This is a genomic window from Mesorhizobium sp. M7A.F.Ca.CA.001.08.2.1 (genome assembly GCF_003998455.1).
In the GTDB taxonomy this organism is placed as follows: domain Bacteria; phylum Pseudomonadota; class Alphaproteobacteria; order Rhizobiales; family Rhizobiaceae; genus Mesorhizobium; species Mesorhizobium ciceri.
The window spans coordinates 7,947-19,427 of sequence record NZ_RZPW01000026.1 but is presented as its reverse complement, the minus strand read 5'-3'; the positions used below and the strand labels follow the sequence as shown (position 1 = coordinate 19,427).

Sequence of the window (11,481 nt, the reverse complement as noted above, 5' to 3'; positions counted from 1 at the left end):
GATCAGCCGCGCGCTGATATCGATGCCCGAAGCCATGCCGGCGCGATCCGGCGACACCGAACCCGTCGTGGTGTTGGTGGTCGGTGAGTTGGTGAGGCCGATACCGATACCGGCGATCAGCGTACCGGGCAGCATGGTCAGCCAGCTGGCTCCCTCAAGGCTCGAACCTATCCTCATGGCGATAAAGCCGACCCCCAATGTCAGCAACCCGAGCGGGATCGCCACCCGCGCCTGATAGCGGGCGCGCAGGCGCTCGGCGGTCGAGGACATCAGCATCAAGGGAAGCGTGTAGACGAGCAGCAGCAGGCCGGTCGTGGTGCTGTCGTAGCCGAGCACACCCGAAAAATAGATCGGCAGATAGATGATGAACGGCCAATAGCTGAAATTCATGCCGATGCCGCCCATGATCGCTCCCGAAAATTGACGGATCCGGAACACCGAGAAATCGAACATCGGGTAGGGGCTGATCTTCTCGGCAACGAGGAACGCGGCGAAGGCCAGCACGGCAGCACTTGCCACGCCGATGCGGGCGCCAGAGCCGAGATCGGCCCCTTGCGTGATCAGATAGGAGAAGCCGAACACCGCGAACGAGAGCGTCAGGATACCGGCACGGTCAAGCTTCTGGGCATTGTGGTCGCGTGATTCGGTGACACCGGCACCGATGAAGACCAGCGCAAGGATGGCAAGCGGCACATGGATGAGGAACACCCACTGCCAGCTCGAGAACGCGACGATCAATCCACCGATGGCGGGACCAAAGCCAAGCCCGATCCCCGAGACGACGCTCCAGGCCACAAAAGCCTTGCCGCGTTCGCTGCCGTCCTGAAACTGGTGGGACAAGACGGCCACGCTGCAAGTGAACATCGCCCCTCCCGCCAGGCCTTGCAGGAAGCGTGCAATGATGAGGAGCGAAGCGCTCGGCGCGAGGCCGCACAGCAGTGAGGCCAGGCCGAAGGCGATGGTGGCGATCACCATCACCCGTTTGCGGCCGAAGCGGTCGGCCAGCGTTCCTGTCGCCATCAGCACCGTGGTGCAGGCAATGGTGTAGGCGTTCATGATCCATTGCAGATCCTTGAAGTCGGCGGCGAGCACGCTTTCCAGTTTCGGAAGGATCACCGGGACGCTGGAGATTTCGAGGCCGAACAGCAGCGAGGCAAGGCAGGCCCCGGCAAGCGCAACGGTGTTTCGGTCGATTTGAAACGTCATGTCGATCACTTTCTGTCGAAGCATTCTGGAACCGGGCTGGCTCTTCAAACTGCGGTCGAGATGACATAGACGAGGCTTGACCATGAAAAAAGACTATGCATTTCTATTTCAGAGATAACAAAATGGAATGCCGGAGATGGCCAGTCTCGATGTCGATGCCGTGCGCACTTTCGTCATGGTGGCCGACCTGCAGAGCTTCACCCGGGCGGCTGCAGCACTTGGCAGCACCCAGGCGACGATCAGCGTCAAGTTGCGGCGGCTCGAGGAAAAGCTCGGCGCACGTTTGATCGAACGAACCCCGCGCCGCGTGGCACTGTCGGAAAGGGGGGCTGTCTTCCTGCCCGTGGCCCGCGAATTCCTTGCCGCCCATGAACGCGCCGTCGCGGAATTTTCCGCGGCGCCATGTCGGCTTGCGCTCGGCTTCGTCGATCATGTCGCGGGGCCTGAGCTTTCCACGCTGATCGCCCAGCTTCATGCCCACGATCCGTCGCTCGCGCTCAACATACGGATCGATACCAGCTCCATGCTGGAAGAAGCTTTCGATCGCGGCGAACTCGATGCGGTGATTGTGCACCAGGAAGATGACAGTCGACGCGGTGAAGCTTTGTCGCGCACCCACTATGGCTGGTTCGCGGCACCTGGCTTCGAATGGCGACCAGGCACGCCCCTGCGCCTGGCTCTTTTAAGCACCAGATGCAATTGCCCGGACCGTATGAGAGCGGTCGAGGCGCTGGACCGGGCAGGCATCGCCTGGAATGAGGCTTTCGTCGGCGGCGGCGGCGCTGCCGTCAACATCGCGGTATCGGCGGGCTTTGCCCTTTCCGCCCTCGCTTACCGGGTTGTGCCCCCGGGCTTGATCGAGGTGGGCCGCAAACTCGGCCTGCCACCAATTCCCCCCTCCGAGATCGTTTTGCAGTCGCACGCTCTGCCGCCGCGGGCGCGGGAGGCGCTGCACATGCTCGCGACCGCTTTTCGCGAATATAGTTCGCCTGCCGAATAGGCAAGGGTGTTCCTGATCCCGATTCTATTGGTATGGATCGGGTTCCAGACTTCAGAGGGAACGAAATGTCCGAGATAATCGTCCGCCCGCTCGCGCAGTCCGACCACGCCGATTGGCGGCGCCTGTGGACCGACTATCTCACCTTCTATGAGACGAAGCTGCCGGAAGAGGTCTACGCCGTCACCTGGAAGCGGCTGTTCACTCCGGGCGAATTCGAGCCAAAAGGCTTCATCGCCACACTGGACAGCAAGGCGGTCGGTCTCACGCACTACCTGTACCACCGCTCCGGCTGGTCGGAGAAAAACAACTGCTATCTGCAGGATTTGTTCGCCGACCCGAATGTGCGCGGCAAGGGGATCGGCGCCGCCCTTATCAACGCAGTGAAGGAAGAGGCGGCAAAGATCGGCGTCAAGAATGTCTACTGGATGACGCACGAGACCAACGCCACCGCGCGCAAGCTTTACGACCACGTCGCCCGCCGCACGGGCTTCATCGAGTATGATTTGCTGTAACCGGCCATGTTCATCCCCTTCTTCCTTGAACTGAAGGCTGCACGCGTTCCCGTCTCGCTCAGGGAATATCTGTCGCTGCTGGAGGGTCTGGAAGCTGGGCTGGTCGACTACGACGTCGAAGGTTTTTATTACCTCGCCCGCGCCGCCCTGGTGAAGGACGAGCGCCACATCGACCGCTTCGACCAGGTGTTCGCGCATGTCTTCAAGGGCATTGAAGCGCTGGGCGGACCGGATGCAGTCGATATCGCCAACATCCCCGAGGAATGGTTGCGCCGCCTCGCCGAAAAGCACCTGACCGACGAGGAGAAAAAACTGGTTGAAGCGCTCGGCGGTTTCGAGAAACTGATGGAGACATTGAAACAGCGGCTGCAGGAGCAAAAAGGCCGTCACCAGGGCGGCTCGAAATGGATCGGCACCGGCGGCACCTCGCCTTTCGGCGCCTATGGCTACAATCCCGAAGGCGTGCGCATCGGCCAGCATGAAAGCCGCAACCGCCGCGCGGTTAAGGTCTGGGACAAGCGCGAGTTCAGGAATTTCGACGATGCCGTCGAACTCGGCACCCGCAACATCAAGATCGCGCTGAAACGCCTGCGCCGCTGGGTGCGCGAGGGTGCCGAGGAAGAGTTCGACCTGCCCGGAACCATCCACGCCACGGCCGAACACGGCTATCTCGACGTGCAGACGCGGCCAGAGCGGCGCAACGCGGTGAAGCTTTTGATGTTCTTCGATGTCGGCGGTTCGATGGACGACCACATCAAAGGCGTCGAGGAGCTATTCTCGGCCGCCCGCGCCGAATTCCGCCAGCTCGAATATTTCTATTTCCACAACTGCCTCTATGAGGGCGTGTGGAAGGACAATCGCCGCAGGCATGCCGAGGTGATTCCGACCTTCGACCTGCTTCACAAATACGGTCCGGACTACAAGGTGATCGTCGTCGGCGACGCCTCGATGAGCCCTTACGAGATCGCTCACCCCGGCGGTTCGGTCGAGCACTGGAATCCGGAGGCAGGCAGCGTCTGGCTCGGCCGTCTGCTGCAGCAATGGCCGAACGCGGTATGGCTGAACCCCGAAGACCCCAAGAACTGGGGCTACACCCATTCGATTGCGATGATCCGCGACATCTTCGGCGGCCGCATGTTCCCGCTGACGCTGGCCGGGCTGGAGGGCGCGACCAAGCAGCTTTCAAGAAAGCACTGAAAGACCGACAGGAGATCCGATGACCTGCTTCCTCTGCCTGCAATGCGGCGTCCAGTTCGCGGCGACAGAGACGCCGCCAGAACATTGCCCGATCTGCGAGGACGAGCGCCAATATGTGCGCTGGGAGGGCCAAGCGTGGATCACGCCGGAGGAACTTGCCGAAGGGCACCGGCTTGTGATGAAGGACGATGCCGGCGTTCTCGCCTTCGGCATCGAGCCGCGCTTCGCCATCGGCCAACGGGCGCTGCTGGCGCAGACGCCACACGGCAACGTGCTGTGGGACTGCGTTTCGATGGTCAGCGACGAGGCGGTGGCCGAGATCAACCGCCGCGGTGGCCTGGCGGCGATCGCCATCTCGCACTGCCACTATTATTCGGTGATGGCCAGTTGGAGCGAGGCGTTTGGCGGCGTGCCGATTTATCTCCATGCCGACGACCGCCAATGGATCATGCGACCGCACAAGGCGATCGTCAGTTGGGAAGGCGAGACGCTGGCCATAAACCCTTCGCTGACGCTCATCCGCTGCGGCGGCCACTTTGCCGGCGGTCAGGTGCTGCACTGGAAACGCGATGTCGGCGACGTCTTGCTGGCCGGCGATATCTTGCAGGTGACGCCGACGCGCCGCCATGTCAGCTTCATGTACAGCTATCCGAACTACATTCCGCTCAATGCAGCGGCTGTGCGCCGCATCGCGGCGGCACTGGAGCCATTCGCGTTCGACCATATCTATGGTGCATGGTGGAACCAGAGTGTCATCGGGGGCGCAAAAGCGGCCTTGGCTGCTTCGGTCGATCGCTATCTCAGGGCGATCGCATAAAGATCACGATCGAAAATGCGGGCAAATCGCGTAACAAATGCCTATCTTGGTGCGAATATGAGGTTGCAATCCGCGCATGATCCCGAACCTCCGGTTCGGAAAGGATTATGCGCAAAACCAAAGTACTACAGCGTCCCTTTGCGCGTCCGATGGGCGCGCGGCGCTGTAGTGGCGAGCCGGCAAGGCTGAGGAGATCACATGGACACCCACACCTACCCTGTAACCCGCACCGACGCCGAATGGCGCGCCCGGCTGACGCCGGAGCAGTATGCCGTCATGCGCGGCCACGGCACCGAGCGGCCGGGAAGCTGCGCTTTGCTCTACGAGAAGCGCGCCGGCACCTTTTCCTGCGTCGGCTGCGACCAGCCTTTGTTTGAATCCAAGTTGAAGTTCGAGAGCGGCACCGGCTGGCCGAGCTTCAACGACCCGGTGCCGGGTTCGGTCGAAAACACCGTCGACCGCAGCTACGGCATGGTTCGCACCGAATGCCATTGCGCCCGCTGCGGCAGCCATCTCGGCCATGTTTTCGAGGACGGCCCGCCGCCGACCGGCCTGCGCTATTGCATCAACGGCGTGGCGCTGAAATTCGAGCCGGCGGCCTGAACCGAAATTCGATTGAATGAAGGAAAAGGGCGGCTGCGGCCGCCCTTTTCATTGCCCCCCGGCCGAACCCGGCGAACGCGGTGGGCGCCCGTGTCCGCTCTCAGACCACGACCGTCAGGATCAGCCATAATGTGGCGCCGAGCGTCATCAGTGAGGCCTTGGCGCCACCGGCCTTTTCCGTGGTTCGCCATACGGAAAAGGTCAGAAAGAGGTTGTAGGGCACCGGTGCGAAATGCACCGCCAGAACCAGCGCCAGCGGCAGCTTCAGTCCGAGCAGGACGATCGCGGCCACCAGAGATGCGACGTTGAGCGCCGTGCCGACAAGAACAAGGTCGCGCCAGAACAGCCGGTCGAGCGGCACCTGGCCTTGCCAGCGTGAGCGGAAAAAGGAGCCGATACCCTCTGGCAACACCGGATGTCTATCCCTGCCTCAGGACTTCGGTTACCGCGCGCTCGAAGCGCGAACATTCGGTCACCAGCCAGTCGGCCATGGCTGGCCAGTTGTCCTCGGCATAGCAGTTCACCCGCCACATCGAATTGATGCCGAGATCCTCGCAACTCTGTTCCGGCTTGAGCTTCAGCCTGGCTTCGATATCAGGCTGGAACGGTTTCAACCGCGACCACGCTTGCGTGGCGCCGAACTTCTCGTTGCGGCCGAAGAAGACGCCGACCTGGCTCTGCGCCGGCGCGACATACATGGAAAGGACCAAGGCGAAATCGGGCAGCCCGCGCTGCCAGAACCAGGGTCCGCGCCTCGCCATCAGAGCCCTTTCTCCCGGATGCCGCTCGGCGAACAGCGTCCAGAAGCCGCGCTGGCGGAATTCAGAGGCGCGGCGGGCGCCGAAGTCGAATTCGCTCATGGCTCGATGCTCGCTCCGGCATCATGCTCGGCCGGAGACTGTTTCGAAATTCGCTCCGGCGAGTCAGATGGTGGTGGTTTCGAGAACCGGAGCGGAGCGTACTTAAAGTACGTGAGCTCAGTTCTACTGCATTGCAGTAGAACTAGGGAAGCGCAGAAAACGCCACCAGATGGCCGCCGGATTAGAATTTCCAGACGGTCTCTACACCATGCCGAGTGCGGCCTTATACAGATCGAGGATGGTTTCCTCTTCCTGACGCTCGGCCTGGTCCTTCTTGCGCAGCCGGATGATCGTGCGCATCGCCTTGGTGTCGAAGCCTGTGCCCTTGGCCTCGGCGAACACTTCCTTGATGTCGTCGGAAATGGTCTTCTTCTCTTCCTCGAGCCGCTCTATGCGCTCGATGAAGGCACGCACCTGCCCGCCGGCAACAGTCTGGCTGGGATCGGTGATATCGTCGGCCCTATTTTTCTCCACATCGTTTCTGCGCCGCGACTCGGGATGCATGCAGCGGCGAATTGAGCGGGCTCGATGCCCGACCGGCGGCGGCGGGTCAAGCTGTTATCGATGATCGAACTGACGCTGCCGCCACGATGCGGACAGCGATCCCCAGGAAGGTATCAATTAGCTGAAAGCGATCAGCAGATCCTTGGCATCGATCTGGTCGCCTGCCTTGACCAGCACCTCGGCGACCGTGCCGTCGCGCTCGGCATGCAGCGCCGTCTCCATCTTCATCGCTTCGATGGAAAGCAGCACGTCACCGGCCTTCACAGCCTGGCCGGCAGCCACCGAAAGCGCAGAAACGACGCCCGGCATCGGTGCGCCGACATGCGCCTCGTTGCCGGGTTCGGCCTTGCGGCGGGCCTTGGCGGCGGACGCGCCATGCGCCCGGTCGGGCACCTTGACACGGCGCGGCTGGCCGTTGAGCTCGAAGAACACGGTGACCATGCCCTTCTCGTCGACATCGCCGATGGCAAGGCACCGCACCACCAGCGTCTTGCCCTTCTCGATGTCGACGAAAATCTCGTCTTCCGGCTTCATGCCGTAGAAATAGGTCGGCGTCGGCAGCACGCTGACCGGCCCATAGGTTTCCTGTGCGCCGGCGAAATCCGTGAACACCTTCGGATACATCAGCCACGAGGCGAATTCGAACTCCGACAGCTTGCGCTCGAGCTTCTCCTCGATTTCCTTGCGGTTGGCCTTGAGGTCGGCTGGCTTGAGCAGCGAGCCGGGCCGCACCGTGATCGGCTTGTCGCCCTTGAGCGCCTTCCTCTGCAGCGCCGCCGGCCACCCGCCTGGCGACTGGCCGAGATCGCCGCGCAGCATCGAGACGACCGAATCCGGGAAGGCGATATCCCTGTCGGGATTTTCGACATCGGCAACGGTCAGGTCCTGGCTGACCATCATCAATGCCATGTCGCCGACGACCTTGGACGACGGCGTCACCTTGACGATGTCGCCGAACATCAGATTGACGTCGTGATAGGTCTGCGCCACCTCGTGCCAGCGCGTCTCCAATCCGAGCGAGCGAGCCTGTTCCTTCAGATTGGTGAACTGCCCGCCCGGCATCTCGTGCAGATAGACTTCCGAGGCCGGCCCTTTGAGATCGCTTTCGAAGGCGGCGTACTGGTTGCGCACCGCTTCCCAGTAGAACGAGATCTTCCTGATCCATTGCGGGTCGAGACCGGGGTCGCGTTCGGTGCCCTTCAGCGCCTCGACGAGTGAGCCAAGGCATGGCTGCGAGGTGTTGCCGGAGAAGGCATCCATCGCCGCGTCTATGGCGTCGACGCCGCTTTCCACCGCCGCCAGCACCGTCGCCGCCGACAGGCCCGACGTGTCGTGGGTGTGGAAATGGATCGGCAGGTCGGTCGCCTCGCGCAGCGCCTTGAACAGCACGCGTGCTGCGGAAGGCTTCAGCAGACCGGCCATGTCCTTGACGGCGATGATGTGGGCGCCGGCCGCCTGCAATTCCCTGGCTAGGCCGACATAGTATTTGAGGTCGTATTTCGCCCGAGCCGGATCGAGGATATCGCCGGTGTAGCAGATCGCCGCTTCGATCAGCTTGCCCTCGGCGCCGACCGCATCCATGGCGACGCGCATGTTGTCGACCCAGTTCAGGCAATCGAAGACCCGGAACAGGTCGATGCCACCGCTTGCTGCCTGCTTGACGAAATGCTGCACGACATTGTCGGGATAGTTGGTGTAGCCGACGCCATTGGCACCGCGCAGCAGCATCTGCAACAGCAGATTGGGCGCCGCCTCGCGCACCAGCGACAGCCGCTCCCACGGATCCTCGGTGAGGAAGCGCATGGCGACGTCGAAGGTGGCGCCACCCCAGCATTCCAGCGATAGAAGCTGCGGCAAGGCACGCGCATAGGTACCGGCGATGCCGGCAATGTCATGCGTGCGCATGCGCGTCGCCAGCAGCGATTGATGGCCATCACGCATCGTCGTGTCGGTGACCAGAACCTCCTTCTGATCGCGCATCCAGGCGGCGAACTTCTGCGGGCCCAGCACATCCAGCTTCTGCTTGCTGCCGCCGGGCACATTGCCGTTGAGGTAAGGCACCACGGGTGCCGCGGCGTCGGCCTTCGGCTGCGGCCGGCCGCGCGTCTCGGGATGGCCGTTGACGCTGACGTCGGCGAGATAGTTGATGAGCTTGGTGGCGCGGTCCTGGCGCTTGACCTGCTGGAACAGTTCCGGCGTCGTGTCGATGAACTTGGTCGTGTAGGAATTGTCGGCGAAGCTCGGATGGTTGATGATCGCTTCGAGGAAGGTCAAATTGGTGGCGACGCCGCGGATGCGGAACTCGCGCAGCGCCCGATTCATGCGGGCGATCGTCTCGGCCGGCGTCGGCGCCCACGCCGTCACCTTCTCCAGCAGCGGATCGTAGAAGCGGGTGATGACCGCGCCCGAATAAGCGGTGCCGCCATCGAGGCGGATGCCGAAGCCCGTCGCGCCGCGATAGGCGGTGATGCGGCCGTAATCCGGGATGAAATTGTGCTCGGGATCTTCCGTGGTGATACGGCACTGCAGCGCGTGGCCGTTCAGCCTTATGTCCTTCTGCGCCGGCACGCCTGATTCCGGTGTGCCGATGGCAAAGCCGTCGAGGATATGGATCTGCGCCTTGACGATATCGATGCCGGTCACCTGCTCGGTGACGGTGTGCTCGACCTGGATGCGCGGGTTGACCTCGATGAAATAGAATTTGCCGGTGTCGGCATCCTGCAGGAACTCGACCGTGCCGGCGCCGATATAGCTGGTTTCGCGGGCGATCTTGAGCGCATGGCCGCAAAGCTCCTCGCGCTGCGACATTTCGAGATAGGGCGCCGGCGCCCGCTCGACGACCTTCTGGTTGCGGCGCTGGATCGAACAGTCGCGCTCGAACAGGTGCACGGCATTGCCATGGGTATCGCCCAGCACCTGCACCTCGACATGACGGGCGCGTTCGATCAGCTTTTCGAGATAGACCTCGTCCTTGCCGAAGGCGGCTTTCGCCTCGCGCTTGCCTTCGGTGACTTCGCGGGCAAGGTCGGCTTCGGCGCGGATGGCCCGCATGCCGCGGCCGCCGCCGCCCCATGATGCCTTCAGCATCACCGGATAGCCGATTTCCTTGGCCAGTGCCTTGACCGTCTCCATGTCATCCGGCAACGGATCGGTGGCGGGGATCACCGGCACGCCGACCTCGATGGCGAGATTGCGCGCCGCGACCTTGTTGCCGAGCCGCCGCATTGTGTCCGGCCTCGGCCCGATGAAGGTAATGCCGGCTTCGGCACAGGCGTCGGCGAATTCGGGGCTTTCCGACAACAATCCGTAGCCGGGATGGATAGCATCGGCACCCGACAGCCTGGCGACGCGGATCACCTCCTCGATCGACAGATAGCTTTCGATCGGCCCCATGTCCCTGGTCAGATGCGGCCCGCGTCCGACCTGGTAGCTCTCGTCGGCCTTGAAGCGATGCAGGGAGTATTTGTCTTCCTCCGCCCAGATCGCCACGGTTTTGAGTCCGAGTTCGTTGGCCGCGCGGAAGACGCGAATGGCGATTTCGGACCGGTTGGCGACGAGGATCTTCGTGATGGCCAAGGACTGGGCTCCAGCGACGGAAGGAAGAGAAATCGGCGCAATGATTAGCGTGAAAATGCTGCAGTGCAAACGAAATTGACGCGCACTTAAACCGATTGAAATAAAAACATTGCGCCAAGGACCCTTCCCATTCCTCCGAACAGCCAAAAAAGAGCCGGCTTTCCGGTTAATGCACGATCATTCCCCGGCTAAGCATCGGCTCCATCGGCCGCCCCTGAACATGACGATGGCAAAAGAAAATGCCCGGCGCGAGGCGCCGGGCATCCGTAAATGGTCAGGAGACTGACGAGCTTACATCTTCTGGACGTAGGTGTACTTGCCGTCGTCGCCCTTCTTCCATTCGTACATGACGTAGCCGGGCAGCGTCGGGTCGCCCTTGGCGTCATAGGACAGGTCGCCGAGAACGGTCTTGAAGGGGCCGTTTTCATGCAGCGCCTTGGCAACTGCCTGCGGGTCGTTCGACTTGGCAGCGGTCGCTGCTTCCGCGATCGCCTGCACGGCGGCGTAGGAGTAGAGCGTGTAGGCTTCCGGCTCGAAACCCTGCGCGCGGAACTTCTCGACGAGTTCCTTGTTGGCGGGGATCAGGCGCGGATCCGGGCCGAACGTGTTGAGCGTGCCCGCAACTGCGTCGCCAGCGATCGAAGCCAGTTCGTTCGACACGATGCCATCGCCGGAAACCAGCGTCGCCTTGAGGCCCTGGTCGGCCGCCTGACGGATGATCAGGCCGGCTTCGGTGTGCAGGCCGCCCCAATAGATGATGGAAACGCCGGCTTCCTTCATCTTGGCGATCAGCGCCGAGAAGTCCTTGTCGCCGACATTGATGCCTTCATACATGACTTCCGTCACGCCCTTGGCGTTCATCGCCTTCTTGGTTTCGTCGGCAAGGCCCTGACCGTAGGTGGTCTTGTCGTGAACGACAGCGATCTTGGCGTCCTTGAAGTTGGCGGCGAGATACGCGCCGGCAATGCTGCCCTGCTGGTCGTCGCGTCCGCAGGTGCGGAACACGTTCCACAGACCGCGCTCGGTGAATTGCGGGTTGGTCGCGGCCGGCGTCACTTCGACGATGCCGTTTTCCGCATAGACTTCAGATGCCGGGATAGAGACGCCGGAGTTGAAGTGGCCGACCACGAACTTGACGCCGTCGCCGACGAACTTGTTGGCGACCGAGATACCCTGCTTCGGATCGGAGTCGTCGTCGCCGACTTC

General features: G+C 62.3%; 10 protein-coding genes and 1 pseudogene. 5 read left to right on the top strand and 6 right to left on the bottom strand.

From position 1 onward, the window contains the following. Positions 1-1,206, bottom strand: a 1,206-nt coding sequence (locus EN914_RS03285) for an MFS transporter (RefSeq protein WP_245497799.1), incomplete at its 3' end; no start/stop codon positions are given. 136 nt (positions 1,207-1,342) lie between these two features. Between EN914_RS03285 and EN914_RS03280 the strand changes: the two genes are divergently transcribed. The 5 genes from EN914_RS03280 (at position 1,343) to msrB (ending at position 5,335) form a co-directional block, all read left to right on the top strand. Next, entirely contained in the window at positions 1,343-2,206 is an 864-nt protein-coding gene (locus EN914_RS03280) for a LysR family transcriptional regulator (RefSeq protein WP_024502900.1), read from the top strand. A gap of 65 nt (positions 2,207-2,271) precedes the next feature. After that, complete coding sequence (locus tag EN914_RS03275) at positions 2,272-2,718, top strand: GNAT family N-acetyltransferase (protein WP_024502899.1); 447 nt, start codon at positions 2,272-2,274, stop codon at positions 2,716-2,718. Positions 2,719-2,724: 6 nt separating this feature from the next. Beyond that, on the top strand, positions 2,725-3,915 hold the full coding sequence (locus EN914_RS03270) for a VWA domain-containing protein (RefSeq protein ID WP_024502898.1): 1,191 nt from the start codon (positions 2,725-2,727) through the stop codon (positions 3,913-3,915). Between the two features lie 19 nt (positions 3,916-3,934). Then, positions 3,935-4,732 carry an MBL fold metallo-hydrolase gene (locus EN914_RS03265; protein ID WP_024502897.1) on the top strand — a complete coding sequence of 266 codons (798 nt, stop codon included), beginning with the start codon at positions 3,935-3,937 and terminating at the stop codon, positions 4,730-4,732. Positions 4,733-4,930: 198 nt separating this feature from the next. Next, a complete protein-coding gene (gene msrB / locus EN914_RS03260; RefSeq protein WP_013529102.1) occupies positions 4,931-5,335 on the top strand; it encodes a peptide-methionine (R)-S-oxide reductase MsrB in 405 nt (134 codons plus the stop codon). Positions 5,336-5,435: 100 nt separating this feature from the next. Here msrB and EN914_RS03255 read toward each other — a convergent pair whose 3' ends face one another. The 5 genes and pseudogenes from EN914_RS03255 to EN914_RS03235 all read right to left on the bottom strand — a co-directional run. Then, positions 5,436-5,747, bottom strand: coding sequence for a hypothetical protein (locus tag EN914_RS03255; RefSeq protein ID WP_024502896.1), 312 nt, complete (start codon positions 5,745-5,747; stop codon positions 5,436-5,438). Between the two features lie 7 nt (positions 5,748-5,754). Next, complete coding sequence (locus EN914_RS03250) at positions 5,755-6,195, bottom strand: hypothetical protein (protein ID WP_024502895.1); 441 nt, start codon at positions 6,193-6,195, stop codon at positions 5,755-5,757. 201 nt (positions 6,196-6,396) lie between these two features. Next, positions 6,397-6,669: a DUF2312 domain-containing protein gene (locus EN914_RS03245; RefSeq protein WP_245497798.1), complete on the bottom strand. Its 273-nt coding sequence runs from the start codon at positions 6,667-6,669 to the stop codon at positions 6,397-6,399. A 147-nt stretch (positions 6,670-6,816) separates the two neighbouring features. Then, on the bottom strand, positions 6,817-10,275 hold the full coding sequence (pyc, locus tag EN914_RS03240) for a pyruvate carboxylase (protein ID WP_024502894.1): 3,459 nt from the start codon (positions 10,273-10,275) through the stop codon (positions 6,817-6,819). Positions 10,276-10,566: 291 nt separating this feature from the next. Further along, positions 10,567-11,478 (bottom strand): annotated as a pseudogene (locus EN914_RS03235) (branched-chain amino acid ABC transporter substrate-binding protein); the annotation flags it as partial. Positions 11,479-11,481 lie beyond the last annotated feature (3 nt).

What these genes read in the sequence shown, in the direction of transcription:
- EN914_RS03280 (WP_024502900.1), top strand. Translation starts at nt 1,343, where the DNA reads ATGGCCAGTCTCGATGTCGATGCCGTGCGCACTTTCGTCATGGTGGCC.
- EN914_RS03275 (WP_024502899.1), top strand. Translation starts at nt 2,272, where the DNA reads ATGTCCGAGATAATCGTCCGCCCGCTCGCGCAGTCCGACCACGCCGAT.
- EN914_RS03270 (WP_024502898.1), top strand. Translation starts at nt 2,725, where the DNA reads ATGTTCATCCCCTTCTTCCTTGAACTGAAGGCTGCACGCGTTCCCGTC.
- EN914_RS03265 (WP_024502897.1), top strand. Translation starts at nt 3,935, where the DNA reads ATGACCTGCTTCCTCTGCCTGCAATGCGGCGTCCAGTTCGCGGCGACA.
- msrB (WP_013529102.1), top strand. Translation starts at nt 4,931, where the DNA reads ATGGACACCCACACCTACCCTGTAACCCGCACCGACGCCGAATGGCGC.
- EN914_RS03250 (WP_024502895.1), bottom strand. Translation starts at nt 6,195, where the DNA reads ATGAGCGAATTCGACTTCGGCGCCCGCCGCGCCTCTGAATTCCGCCAG.